The sequence below is a fragment of the Mesomycoplasma neurolyticum genome (assembly GCF_900660485.1).
GTDB classification, from domain to species: domain Bacteria; phylum Bacillota_I; class Bacilli_A; order Mycoplasmatales; family Metamycoplasmataceae; genus Mesomycoplasma_A; species Mesomycoplasma_A neurolyticum.
The window spans coordinates 604,360-624,149 of sequence record NZ_LR214951.1; the positions used below are offsets into that span (position 1 = coordinate 604,360).

12 protein-coding genes are annotated in these 19,790 nt (G+C 21.7%); 3 read left to right on the top strand and 9 right to left on the bottom strand.

The genetic code is table 4. The annotated features are described in order from the left end of the window. Positions 1-68 precede the first annotated feature (68 nt). Positions 69-560: a hypothetical protein gene (locus tag EXC65_RS02465; protein ID WP_129719912.1), complete on the top strand. Its 492-nt coding sequence runs from the start codon at positions 69-71 to the stop codon at positions 558-560. On the opposite strand, the gene EXC65_RS02470 is transcribed toward EXC65_RS02465, so the two are convergent. Together EXC65_RS02470 and EXC65_RS02475 are read right to left on the bottom strand one after the other, a co-directional pair. After that, on the bottom strand, positions 502-1,842 hold the full coding sequence (locus EXC65_RS02470; RefSeq protein ID WP_129719913.1) for a DEAD/DEAH box helicase family protein: 1,341 nt from the start codon (positions 1,840-1,842) through the stop codon (positions 502-504). The genes EXC65_RS02465 and EXC65_RS02470 overlap by 59 nt on opposite strands. Positions 1,843-1,845: 3 nt before the next feature. Then, positions 1,846-2,328, bottom strand: coding sequence for a hypothetical protein (locus tag EXC65_RS02475; protein WP_129719914.1), 483 nt, complete (start codon positions 2,326-2,328; stop codon positions 1,846-1,848). Positions 2,329-2,372: 44 nt separating this feature from the next. Between EXC65_RS02475 and EXC65_RS02480 the strand changes: the two genes are divergently transcribed. Then, positions 2,373-5,054 carry an Eco57I restriction-modification methylase domain-containing protein gene (locus tag EXC65_RS02480; protein WP_129719915.1) on the top strand — a complete coding sequence of 894 codons (2,682 nt, stop codon included), beginning with the start codon at positions 2,373-2,375 and terminating at the stop codon, positions 5,052-5,054. A 243-nt stretch (positions 5,055-5,297) separates the two neighbouring features. Here EXC65_RS02480 and EXC65_RS02485 read toward each other — a convergent pair whose 3' ends face one another. The 4 genes from EXC65_RS02485 to EXC65_RS02500 all read right to left on the bottom strand — a co-directional run bounded on the left by EXC65_RS02485 (position 5,298) and on the right by EXC65_RS02500 (position 10,397). Further along, positions 5,298-6,890: an ATP-binding cassette domain-containing protein gene (locus tag EXC65_RS02485; RefSeq protein ID WP_129719916.1), complete on the bottom strand. Its 1,593-nt coding sequence runs from the start codon at positions 6,888-6,890 to the stop codon at positions 5,298-5,300. Further along, positions 6,878-8,458, bottom strand: a complete 1,581-nt coding sequence (locus EXC65_RS02490; protein ID WP_129719917.1) for an ATP-binding cassette domain-containing protein — start codon at positions 8,456-8,458, stop codon at positions 6,878-6,880. Before EXC65_RS02490 ends, EXC65_RS02485 begins: the two co-directional genes overlap by 13 nt. A gap of 599 nt (positions 8,459-9,057) precedes the next feature. Further along, positions 9,058-9,780: a hypothetical protein gene (locus EXC65_RS02495; protein ID WP_129719918.1), complete on the bottom strand. Its 723-nt coding sequence runs from the start codon at positions 9,778-9,780 to the stop codon at positions 9,058-9,060. A 104-nt stretch (positions 9,781-9,884) separates the two neighbouring features. Next, on the bottom strand, positions 9,885-10,397 hold the full coding sequence (locus EXC65_RS02500; protein ID WP_129719919.1) for a class III lanthionine synthetase LanKC N-terminal domain-containing protein: 513 nt from the start codon (positions 10,395-10,397) through the stop codon (positions 9,885-9,887). 354 nt (positions 10,398-10,751) lie between these two features. Between EXC65_RS02500 and EXC65_RS02505 the strand changes: the two genes are divergently transcribed. After that, positions 10,752-14,363 (top strand): hypothetical protein, encoded by a 3,612-nt coding sequence (locus EXC65_RS02505; RefSeq protein ID WP_129719920.1) that lies wholly within the window; start codon positions 10,752-10,754, stop codon positions 14,361-14,363. 387 nt (positions 14,364-14,750) lie between these two features. On the opposite strand, the gene EXC65_RS02510 is transcribed toward EXC65_RS02505, so the two are convergent. The 3 genes from EXC65_RS02510 to EXC65_RS02520 form a co-directional block, all read right to left on the bottom strand. Continuing rightward, on the bottom strand, positions 14,751-16,625 hold the full coding sequence (locus tag EXC65_RS02510) for a toxin (RefSeq protein ID WP_318025975.1): 1,875 nt from the start codon (positions 16,623-16,625) through the stop codon (positions 14,751-14,753). 899 nt (positions 16,626-17,524) lie between these two features. Next, a complete protein-coding gene (locus EXC65_RS02515) occupies positions 17,525-18,244 on the bottom strand; it encodes a glycerophosphodiester phosphodiesterase family protein (RefSeq protein ID WP_129719922.1) in 720 nt (239 codons plus the stop codon). Continuing rightward, positions 18,237-19,643, bottom strand: a complete 1,407-nt coding sequence (locus tag EXC65_RS02520; protein WP_129719923.1) for an MFS transporter — start codon at positions 19,641-19,643, stop codon at positions 18,237-18,239. The genes EXC65_RS02515 and EXC65_RS02520 overlap by 8 nt, the downstream gene beginning before the upstream one ends. Between the last annotated feature and the right edge of the window lie 147 nt (positions 19,644-19,790).

Sequence of the window (19,790 nt, forward strand, 5' to 3'; positions counted from 1 at the left end):
AATATACAAATTTTAAAGAATTTTTTATATAATAAAAAAATAGCATATATTAAAAAGTTAAGGAAAAAATGAATGAAAAAATTAATATAGAAATTATTAAAATTTTACTTTATGATCAAACTAGCAAAAAAAATATTATTTGAGCCACAAATGATTATTTAATAAATGATAAAAATTACACAAAAAAATCTGAAATTAGTCTAAATTTATTTCAAAAAAAAGATTTCATTGATATTATTCAACCAAGTTTTATTAAAGATAAAATACTTAAAAAAAACAGAATAAAAGAAAAAGCAGAGGTTTTTACTCCTTCTTGAGTTTGTAATAAGCAAAACAATTTGATTGATGAAAAATGATTTGGTAAAAAAAATGTTTTTAATAGAGAAATTGGCAAAAAATGAAAAACAAATAAAGAAAAAATTATTTTAGAAGAAAGTGTTTGACAAAAATATGTTTTAAGTAAAAGGCTTGAAATTACATGTGGTGAGGCACCTTATATTGTTAGTAGATATGATGTTGTTGAAGGTTCATTAATGGATATTTATGAACTCCATCACTAGAAAGTAAATCTAGAAATTTATAAACTTCCTTTTCATACATAAAACTATTTATTTTACTATCAGGAATTTTTTTGTTATTATCTTTTTCTATTTCACCAGTTCATGTTCTGAAAAACTCCTTAAAACTAAAGGCTTTATCTTCAATTTCAACAAATTTTGAACTTAAATTCAATATTTTAGTTAAATCCACTGTTAAAATGTTCATTTTGGGTAAATTTTCATAAGGATTTGAGTCCCCAAAATGTTTTTTATCTCAATTTTCTTTTTCTCGTTGCTCATCAACATAACTTCAAGTAAAAATTTCATTACTTTCAAGTTTATAAATAGAATTAATATTATCATTTAATAAATTAAAAGGTGTTCCAGATAAAAACAAAACTTTTATATTTGTAGAATAATTCAAGATTTTTTTAATTAAATTTTTACCTATTGATGTTTGTGTACCTTCATGTGCTTCATCAATAATTAAAAAATCTCATTTTTCTTTGAAAATAAATTCATTTTTTTCATATTTTCCGCCCACATCTTTTGATTCTCTTAAATCTTGAATTGAAGCAAAATAAATTTTAGTATTTTTCAATTCTCATTCTTTTTGATTAAAACTGTTTTTGGTAAAATAGCCATATTTATTTTTATTTAAAAAAACTTTGTTAAATTCTTCTTTTCACGATGATTTTAAAATAGGTCTATGAGTAATAATTAAAATTTTTTTAAATTCTTCAATTTCCTTTATTAGAGTTAAAGCAGTAATTGTTTTACCAAAACGCATTTTAGCATTTCAAAGAAAAAAATTTTGTTCATTTCTTAATTTATTGTTTTTTAAAAAAATTTTTTTCGTTTTATCAACAGCATTTCTTTGTTCTTCTCTCAAAACTATAGGTTCTTCTTTAATGTTGCTTATAGTTGTGTTGATAGATGAATAACCTCTCTTTGCTGCTGTTATAGCTTGTAAAGCATCTTCTAGACTACACTTAAATCATTCTTTAGAACTACTTAAAGGTAAAGGGTGAATTTCTGAATTTTTCAAAATTTTGTGAATATCTTTATCACTTTTAAAATTTTGTGCAATTTCTGTGTGCAAAAGCTCGAATTCTAGACCACTCGTACCAACATAATTTTTAATTCTTTGTTTTGCAATTTCATTTAATTTATCATCATTTGGTTGTGTTTTTAAATCAATATTAGTCCCAGAACTTTTACCAATTTTTAATAAGCCTTTATGAGTTTCTGAATTTAAGACTCTTAAAATATAAATAATTGTTGTTGATGTAGTATCAAACATTTTTTACACTCCTTTATTTAATATTTTTTTAAATTCTAAAATATTTTCTTGTAAATTTTCTTGTCATAAATTAATTTTTGAACTTATTCCTAAGTGATTTGTGTTGTTATTTTTATGGCAAGCTTCACATTTTAAAAAATTGAATTTGTTTTGGTCAAAAAGATCTATTTGCTTGCTTTTTTTCTCACATGAAAAAGGAATGACAAATTTAAGACCATCCATTTGCCAAAAATTTCATGAAATAATTTCGGCTATTTCTTTTTGTTTTTTTTGTGAAGGTTTTCTATTAAATTTATTTAAATAATATTCTATAAAACTAAGAAATAAATTTTTTCTTGCAATATATAAATTATCACCTTGAAATTCAAAACCATATATTGACATAAAAGCTTTTTTTACTCAAAAATATCATTTTTTTTTACTTGAGTTATCATTAATAATTCTTATTTTCCGGTCTAAAATACCTATTCGTTCATTAATATCCATTTTCAAACTCAGAGTATAGAGAAAAATTCAAGCATACACTATGAATGGTACCTGGTGTTAAAGCTGCAAAAGCTTTAGTTGATTTATTAAGAATACATCCAAAATTTTCAGAATATGAAATTGTAAATGTTGCTGGCGAAGGTGATCAAAATGAAGAACTTTTGAATGCTTTAGAAAAGGTTAATAAAGCTATTGGTAAAGATCCAGATAAAACTAAAACAATAACCATTTCATGTGGTAGATTAACAACAGGTGTTACTGTCCCTGCCTGAACAGCTGTTTTGATGTTATCAGGTTCTACTAGTACATCTGCAAGTAGTTATTTACAAACTATTTTTAGAGTTCAAAATCCAGCAATAATTGGTGGAAAAATGAAAAAAAATTCTTATGTTTTTGATTTTGCGCCTGATAGAGTTTTAAAAATTATTGTTGAATCTATGAAGGTTTTAAACAACAATGGAAATAATGGAAATAATAATGATGCATTAAGTGAATTTTTAAATTTTTGTCCTGTTATTGGTTATAAAGGCGCAGAAATGACCAAATATCAAACTGAGGATTTAGTAAATCAAGTTTATAATGTTATGATTGAAAAAATTGTAAAAAATGGTTTCGATGATATTAACTTGTTTGATAAAAATTCTTTTTCATGTACTAAAGATGAATTAATTTCGTTTGAAAAATTAAAAAATATTTTAAAAGCAAACAAAAATATATTAAATCAAAATGTTCAAATTAATAAACATGATTTAGATATAGAAATTCATTCTAAAAAAATTAATGAACTAAAAGAAAAATTTATTTCTGAAGAACAACAAGAAATAAAAAGAAAAAATAATTTAAAGTACAAAGCAATTTTGATATTAAGAAACATAGCTATAAGAATTCCTTTGATGATTTATGGACTTAATACCAAGAAAATAGAAACATTAGATATTCAAAACTTTAGTTCTTTATTTGATGAAGAATCATGAAATGAATTTATGCCCAAAGGTATAACAAAAGAACATTTTAACGATTTTACCAAATATTTTAACAAAGATATTTTTGTTGCTGCTGCTAAAAAAATACATATGAAATTAGAATTCATAAAAAATTTAGATGTTCTTGAAAAAGTTTTCGAAATAACAAAATTATTTTCGACTTTTAAAAATCCTGATAGTGAAACTGTTTTAACTCCGTGATTGGTGATTAATAAACATCTTGGACAAACATTGGGTGGTTATGTTTTTTATAATAATGAAAATGAAGAAGAATTATTAGATTATGATGAAAATATTAGACTTTTCTATAAAAAAAATGAAATAGTAAAAAAACTAAAATTAACAGAAAATATTTATTCGTTAAAAGCAAAAATTTTAGATATAAATTCTAAAACAGGTTTATATTTACTATTTGTGGCTTACAACATTTTTCAACATTTTATTGATAAAGGATATAAGCAAAATAGAGAAAAATTATGACAAAAAATTATTGAAAATAATGTTTTTGCAATATGTAGAACCAAAATGGCTGCCGCTATTGTTAGAAGAACACTTGCAATTTTTGAAAATTACAAAGTTAACATAATTATTAATGAAAATATAGTAAAGGAAATGGGACAACAATATCCTGTTTATTTTAAAATGATGAAAAAAATTAAAAATAGTGAAAATTGAAATATAAAAGATAAAAATGAAATTGTTTTTGATGTCATAGTGGGGAATCCACCATACCAAGGTAATGCAAAGCAACAAATTTACACAGATTTTTATTTATTATCAAGAAAAATTGGTAATATTGTAAGTTTGATTTTTCCTACTGGTTGACAAGAGGCAAAAAATACAAACAACTTGCAAAAAATGAATACAAATGAAATTAAAAAAGATAAACAAATTGTTTTTATCGATAATAGACAAAATATTTTCAAAGGAATAGCTGGAGCTGAATGAACTAACTTTATACTTTGAATAAAAAACTATGATAACAAATTAAATGGTAGACAGCTTTTCCTCAAAAACGGGAAGAATAAGGAAATAAAAATCTTGCCTATTTTAAAAAGTGAAATGTTTAAAAACGATGAAATTTTAAAATTAGCAGACCTTGTAGAAACATCAAAAAAATTTATTTCTATTACAAAAAAAGCAAAAAATCAAAATAATTATAATTTAGCTACAAATATATTTGATATAGATAGAATAAATGAAACTGATATTTTTTTAGATCACAAAGATTTAAATTATAACATTTTGGTTTATGGGGCTGAAAATAGAAGAAGAAAAATAAAATTTTTAAAAAATTTTCAAACAAGTAAAAAAACTTTTTTAAATAAATATAAAGTTTTTATTCCATATGCATGAGGTGATATGAACGAAGCAAAGTATTTAGGAGGTAGTTATTCAGATATAATAATTGCAAGTCCCAACGAAATAGCTACAAGTAGTTTTATTGAACAAATGTCTTTCGAAACATTTGAAGAGGCTCAAAAATATGCTAAATATTTAATGACCAAATTCTTAAGAGCTTTGTTATATAAAAATAAATTTAGTCACCATGCAAGAACAGCGTGATATTCAATACCTTTACAAGATTTTAGTGAACCTTGATGAGAAAAATCTATTGAAGAAATTGACAAACATTTAATGCAAAAATATAATATTCCTAATGATATTCAAGAATTTGTTTTCAAAAACATTCAACCAAAATCTGAAAATAATATTTTAAATTTCAAGAAAGATAAAAAATAGCATAATTATTTTTTTAATTAATAGTTATAATGAATACACTTATATAAAAAATTAAATGCAATACTATAAAATAAGTCAAAATTATAGTATTGCATTTTTTAATATTTATAAAATAAAAACTAGAAAGAGTTGACAATAAAACATAGTGATTATTAATATATTTTTATTTAAATCAACAAAAACTGAATTTTATAAATTATAGTTTGTTGGTACTGATTTTACAATTTCACTTTCAAGTTTTGATTATTTAATGTGGATTGTGTAATTAAATAAATCTTTTTCTTCTTTAATTAAATGATGTGAAATAAAAATAATAATCTTATTTTGTAAACTTAAAATTTTTTGCAAAATTTCAATTTTTTTAATATTATCTATCCCCGAAAGCGCTTCATCTAAAATTATTATTTTTTTATTAAAATAAAATAAACGTGCAATTTTTACTCTTTGCTTTTGACCAGTAGAAAGTAAATCAAAATTTTGATTTAAATCAAAATTAATGCAAGCTAATTTTTTAGCTTTTTCTATTTTAGAATAATCAATGTTTTCATCAAATAAAGTTATAACATTAATAGCGCTAGTGTTATATTTATTCTCTTCATTCGTTAAATATATTAATTGCTTATACATATTGTTGAAATCATTTTTTGAAACTTTTTTATTATTAAATTTTAGTATTCCAGAATATTTTGTTTCATCTATTTCATTTAAAATAATTTTAATTAAGCTGCTTTTACCAACTCCGGATTTGCCATCTATTAAATATGATTTATTTTTATTAAATTCAACATTAAAATTTGTAAAAATATTTTTATTATTAAAAGTTAAATTTAAATTTGAAATATTGATTTTATTTATATCTTTTTTTTCTGATAAAACTTCGAATTTATTTATTTCAAAATTCCCTACTCTTTCTTTTATGCTGTTAGTAAGTTTTAAGTCCTTAAAATCATTTATCACTTCTTGACTTGACATTTTAAGTGTAGAAAAAATATTTTCAGAAATTGAAACAATCAATTTATTTATTGGATTAAGTAATGTAGTAATTGAAATAGTTAAAAGATTCAGTTGTTCTAGAAAACCATTTATAAAATTTTCATAAAAAACAAAAATATTTTTTTTATTATAAACTTTCAATTGTTCATAATTAATTTTTTCTAATGAAGAATAAGTTTTATTTTTAAAGATATTTATTTTATTAAATCAATAAAATGTTTGGAAATTTTGAATCAAATTTGTAAAATAAGACAAATTTTTTTCTTGTATTTCTAAAAAAATAGAATTATTTTTCTTATTTTTATTTGTAGAAATAATAGGTAAAATAACAGAAAAAATAAGACATATACAAACAAAAAGTAAAAATAGTAAAACTCAAGGCGAAAGTAAAACAGATTGAATTATTATAAATATAAATAAAAATTTAAAAATAATTATATTTCAAACAATATCATAGAAAAGATCTAAATAATCAAAAATATATTTGTTTAAATTAATTTCTAAATCAAAAATATACTCGGTTGTGCTTTTTCTTTTTAAATCTTTAGGTGAATAATTTTTAATTGAATTAAAAATTTGTTCTTTTTTAAAAAGTAAAAAATTGTTTGCTTGTTTTTTTATCAAAATATTAGTTAATGATTTAAAAGCTTTATATGCTACTTCTAAAAACAAAGATAAAAGTTGAAATAAAATAAACTTTAAAATATTTTTTTCTGAAAAATTAAATAAAATTTTAATTACTTCTAATTGAAAATAAATAGATGCAAAAGATAAAAAACCTAACAACAAAAAAATAAACAAAATCAAATAAGAAAAATTATTTTTTAAAATTATTTTTTTCATTTGTTTAAATCAATATACTTATTAAATTGTTGATTTTTATTATTTAAATGGTGTGAAATTTCTATGTAAATTCTGGATTTACTCATCAAAATTTTTCTTATCTGATTTGCTGTTGCTTCATCTATATTATTATATGCTTCATCTAAAATTAAAATTTTATCATTATTTTCCATAAGAATTTTTGCAAAATTTAACCTTTGCTTTTGACCTTCGCTTAAATTATTTGCTTTAGAATTTAAATCAATTTTCAAATTTAGTAAATTTAAAACTTCTGAAAGTTTTTCTAAATCAGGATTAGAATTATAAAAAGTAATATTATTTATAATGCTATCATTTAATACAAGATTTTCTGAATCAATAAAAGTTATATTTTCTACCATTTGTTTGTTAGAAATTTTTTTAACATTAATGTTATTTCACAAAATATTGCCTTTGTATTCTAAATTTATATTGTTAGTAATTAATTTCATTAAAACTGATTTTCCTATTCCCGAAGATCCATTAATAAGCAATTTATCTCCTTGTTTTATTTTAAGATTTAAATTTTTAAAATTTAAAAAATTTAAATCTTCTATTAATAATGTTTCGATTTTCTCATTATTATAAATTATGTTTTTATTTGTTTGTAACCTGAAAAAAGAGTCAATTTCTTGTTGGATTTCTTTTGCTAGTTTAAATGCAGGTATTGTTCTGTAAATATCAATAATAAGTCTTAACCAAATTCCTATCATTACAAGAAAAATCATGAATAAACTAATATTAAAATCAAAAACATGATAATAAGCGAAAAAAGAAATTATTAATAAAAGTACTGTTGAAACTATACCTGATATAATTTGATTTAAAAAGTCTCACTTAGCAAATTTTTTTGAATATTTTAAAAATGAATTATGATTTTTTCTAAATTGAAAAAATAAAAGATCGAATCATTTATTTTTTTTATCTAAATAAAAAAAATCACTATGTAATTTTATAAAATACTCAATTTTATATCTATTATTTTCTTCAATATCAATAATTTTATAATCATATTCTGTCATTTTTAATAATGATATATTAAAATATACAATCAATAATATAGCTAACACTAAACAAATCAACCCAAGCAATCAATTAAAATAAAAAAATAAAGTAACTAAAATAATTGCTTTTATTATATCTTCGATTAATAAAAATATAGGTTCATAAAAATAATTTGATATTTGTATTGGTAAATCATAACTATAATATAAAATCTCATTTTCACTTTTTTCAAATATTTTGCAAGGTGAATTTTTAATTATAGTTTCTATAGCTTTTTCATTTAAATTTAAAACTAATTTAGATAAAAGTTTTTGATAAAATTTTTTATAAAAAAAATTCACTAAAAAATTTAATAATAAAAAAAGTAATGATATACCTGCATAAAAAAAAATTATTTTTCATGTGTTATTGTTTGTTATTCTTTCAAATACTTGATATAAAGAAAAAAATGATGCACCAAAAAAAATATTTTTAATTACAGATAAAAATAACAACAAAAATAATAAAGTTTTGTTTAAAAATAATTTTTTTATTTTTTCATTCATATTTTCCTCAATAGTTTAAAAATTTTGAAATAAGTGTTTACATATGGTTTTTTTATTATAATTTTTGTTTGTGCATTTTGAATAAAAATATTATCTTTTATTTTTATTTTATTTGCTAAACAAAATAAAAATTTTTCAAAAATAATGTGTTGAAATTTTTGTTTTTCAAAAAAAGCTATAACTCATATAGAAATAGAACCAAACAAAATAGAAAATCTTGTATGCATAAAAAAACTGTAAATGTGTAAATAAAAGTTTTTCTTTTATTTTTTTGTCATTTTCTGAAATTGAATTTTTAAATTCGGAATTAAATAAATTAATTAAAAAAATTAAACCTAAATTACCAAAAAAAATAAAAGGATTGTAAGTATTTGAATTTTTATCAAAAATTTCAATACTAAAATTATTTTTCTTAGAAAAATCACGAATTATAATTTTAAAAATTTTTTTTGCTTTTTGAATATTTTTTTCTTTTATGGAAAGATATAATGAAAAAAATATTTCAGAATTTTCTGTTTCTGCATTATAAAAAGATAAATTTTGTTTTTGTTTGACAAATGAATCATCTATGTACTGAAAAAATTCTTTTTTATTTATACTTAAAAAAGTATTTGATATGTTAGAAAAAAAGAGTTAATTTTTTTTATAATTATTTTTTTGTTTTTTTTTACATTAGATTTGCTATTATCAAAAATCTGAATGTCTTTATCGATAAATAATTTTATTATGTTTAAAATAGAGTTATTGTTTACCAAAAATAATGATTTTAAAAAATATATAAATTCTGTTTTTAAATTAAATAAAATTTTAATCTTATTTATTTGTTGGATAGTGTAATTTTTGTTATCACCTATTTTTCAAGTTTCTGAATACAAACCAAAAACATTTAATAATGTTTTTAATAAATCAATATAATCTTTTCTAAAATAATCATTATTTTCTACTCAATATTCTAAATCTATAAATTTTAAATTTTGGTTTTTTTCTATTATTATATTCTCAACAGAAAAATCTATATTCTGAATTTTTAATTTTTTTATTTTTAAAAATAAAAAAATTATTTTTTTTATCAAAGAATTAATTTTATTTTGTGTTTTTTTTATTTCATTTAAATCCTGTTGTTTTTGTAGCTGAATATTTAATTTTAAAAAAGTATCTTCTAACTTTTGACCATCAACAAATTCTCTAATAATAAATTCATTATTGTTTAATTTACCTTTTTCAAAAAATTTTGGAATTCATTCTTCTTTGCTATACTTTTTATAATTCTTAATTTCTTTTTTGAGTAAAAAAATAGGGTTATTAATTTCAGAAGTTCCCACTCCAAATCTTGCAATTTTAGCTATAAATTTTTTTTTATTTTTTTTTAATAATAAAATTGTAGTTCATGCATTTTGTGAAATTATTTTTAACGCTTCGAAATCTTTTATAAAATTTTTTTTATAGGCTTTATTTTGTGAAAAAATGGAACCTCTTTTAAATTTGGGATATTATTAGGGTATGTTTGTCTTAAATCCAATATTTTATTATTATTTTCACTTTTTAAGTCATATACAAAAGAATCAAAAAATGAACCATATCTATAAAATATTATTGAATTCTTGTATTGAAAATCTCCAAAAATTTCTGTCGCTTTGAATTTTTTTAATAATAAATAAAGATCTGTGACGGTTTTTTCAAAAACTTTAATATTCGACATGTATATAGTTATGTATTTTCCTACTTGACTGGGAGCAAAATCTTTCGATAATGAAGCTTTGTAAAATTTTATTTTTTTTATATATTTATAAGATAATTTATTTTTGTTACAATAATTTGAAACAATTTTTAAAATTTCTTTTTTATTATTAAAAAAAGAAGAAATATGAATTTTTCAAAAACTTTTAATTTCTGGAAAAAATTCTAAATTTCTGCTTTCATAAAAAATATCTTTTTTCATATTAATAAATAAAAAAATAAATTCTAAAACTTTTCATTAAATGGTCTAGTTGGAGAACATCCTCTAGTCCTTACTGTGTGTTGAACCTTAAAATTCATTATATCAGAAATATTAAAATCATTTTGATAAAAGTCGGGATTATTAATATAATCTAAAAAATTAGAATAAATAAAATTTATTAGGTGATGTATTTTTTTAGTTTTTCTAATTTATTAATTTTATTCTATTCATAAAAACTCCTTTTTGAAAAATTAAAAAATAAAAAATATTTTTTTTTATAATTTTAAAATTATACAACAAAATATATGAAAAAATATTTTGTTAATTTTTAAATAAAAGAAATATAATTATATTATGATATACTCAAAAAAAATAAAAATGATTTTATTGTTGTCAACAATAGGAACTCTTACAGTCATTGGTATATCAACTCCACTTGTTATTAAACTAAAAAAACCTGCAATTAAAACCATTGAACTTAAAGTAGAAGAAAATAATAAATATAAAATAAATCAAAAATATTTTTCAAAAGATAGTGAAATATTTTTGATTAAATTTGAAGACATACAAGAACCAATTCAATCACAGAATGGTTATTTTATTTTAACTTCTTTAAAACCTGGAGCTTATAAAATCGAAAAAATTTATAACAATAATAATGAAATAATTTTTATAGAAAATAATTTAAAAATTATTCATATCAAGAAAAAAGAAGAAAAAATCAAAAAAGATGATTCAAAAATTATCGAAGATAAAAAAGAATATAAAAAGTCACCAAACGATGTTTCTGATTTAGAAAAAACAATTCCTAAAGAAATGAAAAAACAAGAACAAAATTCTTCTACAGAAATTATAGATAATGGCCAAAATCTAAATTTACAAAAAGAAAAAGATAAAAATATTATTACCGAATCAAAAACAAAAGAGTCGATTCCTCCTATTGAAAACTTAGATGATAATAAAAACGAAAATGAAAAAAAGCAAGAAACAATAATAAATTCAAAAGACACAAATAATAACAAAATTATTAATAATGAAAAAAATGTTCCAGAAAAAAAAGAAATAGAAAAAACAGATCCTAAAAAAGATGTTTTACAAAATGATCAAAATGTTGATTCAGAAAATATTTTAAAAACTAATCCACAAAATATCTTTATTAATGAAGTAGTGTTATTTAAAAATGATACACAAGCAAAAAATACATTAGTTTTTTTACTAAACAAGAATGAACTGAATGATAAATGAGATAATAAAATTTGCTTTAAAATTAAAAATAAAGAATTTGCTAAAGAATTTAAAATTTGAGAAAAAAACATTTTTATTGAGCTAAAAGATATAAATGATGAGATTGATAATTTAGAAGAAATAAACAACTTAAAAATAAACAATATTTTAATAAATAATTTAAATAACATAAAATTTACTAAAGTAAACAATTCTACAACAGCAGAAATCACTGATTTAGATTTAAATGATGAAGAATTTGAATTCGAAAAATCAAGTGCCAATTTAATAATTAAATTAAAAAATAAAAATTTAAATTTAAAAGAAAATCAAAAATTAATTCTCCACTTCAAACCTTTACAAAATAATGAAGAATTTAGTGTGAAATATATATCAACTTATAGCCAAAATAAAATAATTGTAAAAGACATAGATTGAATTTCTAATTTTTATCAAACTTTTTATTTAACAAATATTTATACAAGTGATTTAAAAACAAATTATTCAATACCAGAATTCTTAAAATTTGAATTACGAAAAAAATATGAAATCACAATCAACAGAATACAAAAAGGAAGAGGGCCTTCCAAGGAAATTCAAAGTGCTTTTACAAAAAATGATGATTTTATTAATTCATACAATTTTAAAGTTGCTATAAACTTAAATGAAAATGAATTATTTTATAATAATAAATATTTTTCATTAACATTTGAAAATACAGAAAATCAAAAGCAAAACATTAGAAAAATCTTTAATTACAAAGAATTTAAAGAAGGTTTTACAATAAACAACTTACCTGAAGGTAATAATTGAAAGTTAAAGCAAATAGATTTATTGCAAAAAGAAAATTTACAATTTATAAAAAGCTTATATAAATCAAAAAAATGAATTAATGAAGTTGATAATAATATAAGTTCATGGAAAGAAGAACCATTAAAATTTGAAATTTTAGATCAAGACTTAAATTTAAATAGTGATATTAAATTAAATTTTGAAAATTCCATTTCTCAAATTGGAAATTCAAATCCAAAACTAAATAAAGAGAATTATTTAAACACTAATAAAAACTATCTTAAAAAAACACAAACAGGTCTTTTCTGTGTAGAATGCAACAAAAAAGAAAATATAGATTCTAATTTAAAAAATGTTGAAATAAATTTAATGGATAACATAATATTTTATGATTGAAAAATATTATTTGAAACTTTTAAAGAAAAACAATACAAAATAAGTGATGACAAAAAAACTTATGAAATAAGAAAGAAAATGAACTTGTTTGATGATAGTGAATTTAAAAATTTATTAATTAATTTTAATTTTTTTGCTAATTATAATTTTGTTGACATTTATAACTGACAATATAATCATAATTCATATTCAATTACTTTTAGTTTAGAAGAATTAAAAGAAAAAAATAAAATTGAAAATATTGAAATTGATTTAATAGTTAATTCAGAAAATGTTGATAATAAAAAAATTATTAACCAAAGATTAAAAGCAAGTGTTGAAATAGATAATGATGAAATAGTTTTTAAGATTCAAGCAAGAAAAGGCGTTTTAAATAAAGATATTTATATTCATAATTTAACAAATGAAATTTCAACTTTTGTTGAATTAAATCAAAATTATATTTCAATGATGTATTGAAGTGAAAAAGCAATTTTTAAAGACACTAGTGCATTAGTGAGCAAAAGTAATAATTGAGATTTCAAAACACAAAGAAATGATGATACATCACTAAAAAAATACAAATTTGATGTAAATGAAAAATTTACAAAAAATAATGAAGATGATATTATTAAAAAAGTGAAAGCTAGAGCTTTTGGAAATAAATTTGGAAGTTTATGAATGATTGCAAAAGTAAATGATGATGTAAATGATCATCGTTATTACATAGGAACTAATAAACATGTTCATATAATTCCAAAAACAACACTGGCTATTCCTAAAACTCATGAAAATGATGAAGATATTAATGCTATTTTTAATAAAGATAAAGAATGAAGTTTAAAATCTTTTACATTTTGAGAAGCAACAAATAATATGGTTATTGATGGAACAAATGAACAAAAAGCACACAAAGATGGAGCTGATTTGCAAGTAGGAATTATTGATATAAGTGAGTTGGTTGAATACTATGAAAATAATAAAACAAAAGACAATAAAGAAAAAGATGTTAATTTTTTAATTGCTGAACATTTTTATAAATGAAGAGATTTACCTGATTTAAAAATTTCACAAAAAATTAAACATATTAAAGTTAACACTATTTTTGATTCATATATTTCTGCATTCCCTAATGATCATGATCAACCACTTAGTGGAGCTCAAGAAAAAAACAAAGATAATTTTTTTGTAAGAAATAATTTACAATTAAAAATGAAATTTGGTGATTTATTATCTATTGGTGGTAATTTTGGCTATGAAACAAGCGATAATATTGGAATGTATCATGAAACTACTGGCATTTGAGAAGCAAAGAAAAACAATCTTCTTGCTGGTTCATCAGGTTCAGGTGTTTATGATGATGAAGGCAATATTTATGGTCTTCACATGGGACATGAAAAGGATAAATGACAAACAGTTTTAATTTCCAATCCAAGATTAGATTTGTTTGGTTCATACAATGAATTCAATGATAAATCTTTTGCTTCTAAAGTTCAACTTGCAAACCGTTTGTATCCAGAAAAATACAAAAAAATCCAAACATTTGATAACTTTGTTAATCCACTTTTAAAATAAAAAAATACAATGCAAATATCTTGCGATTGTGTTTTTTTATTTATGGTTAAAAATTTAGCTAACAACATTTTTGTTTTTTTATATTATTTGATAGTTTATAATAAATATATTCGTAGTTTAAAAAACTAAATCTACATTTATAAGCTTAGCGATTAAATTTTTAAGCGTTTTATTATATAAAAAATAGTTATTATAGTATAAATATCTAAACAATAATTGCTTTAAAAATTTTAGTGAAAAATAATAAAATAAATTTCGACAAAAGGCTAACTCTTTATTAACATAATTACATTATTTCAAACTTTTTATAATGAATAAACAATATAAAAAAACAAAAGCACTAAATAAAACGCTTTTGTTTTTTTTATTATATTTTTTGAAAAATATTTATTTTTCAAAATTATCGCTTATCACAAATTGATTAATGGAGTTTCTTTCTTCAAAAAATTTACTTGTGTATCAACCCCCTCATTTTGAACCGCTATAAATCACTTTTAAATAATCATTATTTAAATACGATCTAACTACTCTGAAGTTTTCACGGTCAACAGGTGGTTGTTTTACACCTCTTAATGAAAAATATCATTTTTCAGCTAGTGATGTAGCCTCGCTAATAGGTTTTTTCACTCACTGTACTCAATCTCAATCATAATATCTTTTATCTCTTTTGTTTGTTAAAACTCAAGTTTCCCCTGTTTCACTTACATAAAATATCACAGATCTCTCGAAGTCATAAAATATTGAAAATTCTTTTGAGTGTGAGGCCTTGGATCAGCCTGTAAGTAATGGTGAATAATAATGCTTATCTGCATATCATTCAAGTCTAATTTCAGAAATGTGTGTGTCTGATGCTCTAGGAGTTATAAAAGCAGGTTTTGTTTTTTTATCTGAAACTTCAAGAATCAATTCCTCATATTCATTTGATGCTAATGAATCAGGCATTAAATAAAGTCTCGAATCAACATCACCTCTTCTACGATAAAGTCCATTTTTTACTCTAAATAAATAAGATGAAACTTTATATTTACTCATGTCATCATCTAATGGAGTTAAAAGTCATTTTTGATCCATTCTATTATTGGTAGAAACTTCTGTCTCAATTAAATAAACACCAGCAACTCTAGTTTTACGTGGAGTTAATGAAAAGGAAACATCATCTAATAATCCTCTTTTAAAAGTGAGTCTTTGTTGTGTGTCGTAATAAACACTATACTCTTTTAATTGCTCTAATTCACCTAAAGATAGTTTATCTCTTTCAGTTATATCTTCAACCCTTACTTCTGTGTTAGGTAATCTGTAGCCAAAAAGATAAAAATTTGCTTTAGTTTTAGAAGCTGTTAATATTAAATCCATATCTCTTGCTTCTATGTCATAACTTGGCGCTTTCATTGGGAAATATTTTGCATCATACCTGTTGGCATTTTCATAAATGCAACCATGTGGTTCCTCATAAATAATGTTGCTTTCACTATGTCAATCAGGACAAGCAAAACTATATGATGCAGAAGCTCCTTCACTTACATCTCCAGCTTCAAATGTTTGTGGCACAGTTAAATATTGTGCTGCTACAGCTTGTGGATTTCATGGATTTGAATTTGCTTCTGTTTCTTGCTCTTGATAAGATTCGTTTAGTATCTCAGGATCATTAATCCTTGTTGTTTCCACAATCCTTCCTACTGGGTGGTGGGCATGACCTGGCGCTACAGGAACAGCATCAACTCTTCATGCTGAACGAACAGAAGTTGGTGCAACTGGTCCATCTGAAAATCACTCTCTTTGGTAAGAAAATGATGTTCTCAATGCTCTTATTGCCATTTGAGCTATCTCACGATCTGATTCATCATAATGTATGTCATCATTCATAACTAGATCTAACAAATTTTCTCCTGTTGTTCTTGCATTATAAAAAAATTGATCAGCTCTTACTTCATATAAATAAGCTTCTCTTGGATGCCCTGGCACATACTCTCTAAGCCAGCTACCAAAGTATCTCATCGCAGCAGTTGGTGTTTCAGCAAATGAAACAAATCAACTTCTACCAAAATTAGTAGAAACTATGTGTTCATAAAAGTTACGAACATCACCTAAATTTTTAAAACCTTCTCTAAAGATCACTTCAGGTGGTCTAGTATCCACTCTATAGACAAATTTAGGTGGTGTAGGTTCACCTAAAATTGGAACACTTAATGATTGTATTGTGTCTTCATTTATTTGTTCATTTTTTAAATGAGTTTTTTCATTAAAATTTGATTTATTTTTTATCGTTTTTTCCTCCTAATTAATTTTTTAAGATAATTATTATAACATATTTTTAAAAATATGTTAAAAAAAAATTAAAAAATTTTATTTCTTTATTTTAATAAGTAAAAATACTATTTTTTAATCTTTGTTTTTGACTTGTAAAAAGTAATTGAAAATTTTAACTCCAACTTAAATCAATGCAAGATAATTTTTTGATTTTATTTTCTATGTTATAATCGATCTTTTTGCCAAGTAAAGTTATAATATTAATCCTGTTTGTGCTTTTTATAACAAATAAAAGATGTAATTATTTTTGAAAATTTTAATAATATTTTTATAAAACAAAAAGATGGTTTGAATATTATTATCTTTAATTTTTTTGAAGTTGTTAGTGTATTCATTCCACTGTTCATTGGTGTTAAATTATTAATAAAAAAATATAAATCAAAAATAATAAAGCATTTTTGTTGAATTTGAAAAGCACAAAAATTTTATTAAATCTAAAAATAATTTGCAACTAAAATAGATTGCTAATTTATTATTTATCAGCAAAAATATGACTTATAAAATGAGAAATAATATTAAAATGTATTATAAAAATGGTGACATTTAATAATAAAAAAAATAACAATCTTTTTACTAGTTTTTCAAATTTAGATGTTTATAATCATGAAATCAATATTGTTCTATTTATATAGAACATAGAAATGAAGAATAACAAAAAGTTTATCTAACTCATACAATGGATTTAATGATAAATCACTTGAATCAAAATCAGCTTGTAGATCATCTATATTTGAAAAAGCACTAAAAAAATTAATGCATTTAGTAAGCTTATTAACTTTTTAAAAATAAATAATTAGCTTATAGTCTTGACTAAAAATACACCACTAGAAACAGTGGTGTATTTTTAGTCAAAATTATTTTCATTTATAATTTGAAATTTGCCCAAAAACTTTTTTATCTTTTAAATATTTTTTATAAATTTTTTCTGACTTAATAGTTCATAATAAATATGGTTTTTGAAGTTTATCTAATTTATATTTCATTGAATCATAAATATCAACTCAAGGATTTAAATAATCACAAACTTTTTTTATTTCTTCAGCATTTAATTTATAAAATTCAGTTTTTTTTCAAAATAAAAAAGCTAATTTAAATTTTGGATTTAATTTTTTCATAATTTTTAATGTTTCAAAATTAAATGATGAAAAAATTATTTTATCAAAAAAATCAGATGAATAATTTTTAGATAACTCTAAAATTTTTTCTTCAATTTTTGGATAATGATAAATATCCGTTTTAACTTCTACATTAATATATTTAAACACTTTTAAATATTTATCTAAAAATTCTTTTAGTGTTAAAATTTTTTGCTCAGGCACAGTTATTTTAAAAAATTTACTATGATCATCTTTTTTCAAATTTGATAGAGTACTTTTAGCTATTGTTTTATTGGCTAAAGCTGTTCTTTCTGTTGTTTCATCATGAATGATTACTAAATGACTATCACTTGTTAAATGAACATCTAATTCTACACCATCGAAACCAAATATATTTGCAGTTTCAAAAGCTAAATCTGTATTTTCAGGCGCGATAGCCATATAGCCTCTATGTGCTAACAATAATTGTTTAGGCATTTTCTAATTCTCTTCAACGATAGTTAGTTTTACCTAATTTTTTAAGCTCTTTTGTATTTGCAATAAATACAAGTGCACCTGCAAGTAGTCCAACTAAAGCAATAGATAATGAAATAATAATTATTATTTGGTAACCCAAAATAGATGTATTACTATTTCCCACTTCTGTGTATTGTTTTCCAACATAAGCTGTTACCTCATACAATCAAGCATCAGAACTAAAACCTACAAAGCTTAAAATTCCAATTGATGAAGCATATGATGATTTTTCAATATGTGTTTCACCTACTTGTGCATATCTTAATGTAACCATAATTCATGACAATAAACCAACTAGTATGAAAATAAATGAACTAGCTATAATTAAAAAAATGTTTCTTTCCCCTGATTTTGAAGCAGCAAAAGGTAAGAGCACCATTATTCCAATTAAAATAATTCCAATTCCTAAAACTATCATTAAAAATAATACATAAGACCTAAATTTATCAGCAAGTCTACCTGCAAATCCTGAAATAGCTACACGCATTAAATATGTTCGCATTCCACCTAAAATTGTTACTAACAATACAGGTCCTAAAAAGGCATTTTGAATCATTTGCAATAAATAATAAGCAAAAACTGACTGAAAAGTATACATACCTAGTAAGAAAAATGAAAGCATTCACAATTTTCAATTTGACATTGCTTTAAAAATATGAATAATATTTTTCTTTATTTTTTCGAGACTTAAAGGTTCTGTTGATTTTGTAAATTTTTCTGGTACATAAACTACTACTAATACTGTAGTAATAATTAAAAATATTGCAATAGTAAAAGCATAAGTTGCAAAAGGTGCAGCTGAATCTTTTTGTCTAGGCGCTCACACATTAGTGATTAAAAGACCTAATAAAAATACTAAAACAAAACCGATTATTCCATTTGCAACACCTTGAATTCCATAAGCTAAACCTTGATTTTCTTTTGTAGTTTGTTGAGAAACTAATTTTCAAAGTGGGGTTCAAAAAATTAAGGTTGTACTAATACCTCAAAGCCCAAACATAATTTGGTATTGTAATAATAAACTTTCTTGACTAGTAGATTTAGAATTTAAAATATTGATCCCAAATCAAATAGTTATTAAACCTGTTGACAAAGTGGCGAGTGCTAATAAATATTTACTTCTAAATTTATTAGCTAAAAAACCGCCAGGTAATTGCGTTGCTAAAGTAACTCATCCAATGATAGATGTTAACTTAGCAATATCATGTTCATTTATTCCTAAATAACTATGTAAATTCGGAATAATGTTTTTTATATAATATGGTGCTGCAATAACAAAAACGTCAGCTGCAGCAAGAATCGCTAAAATTATTAATTGTTTTAGCGTTATTTTCTCCAATACTGATTTTAAAAACTTCATTTTTTCCTTGTTTTTTTTTTTTTTTTATGTGTAGAAATAAATAATTTGCGCAAAAAACAAGTCTACATAATTAATCATAGTTTTTTTTTTTTTGTCAAGAAAAAACAAAAAAGTGTTTATTTTTTATAAAAAAATCTATAAAAAAAT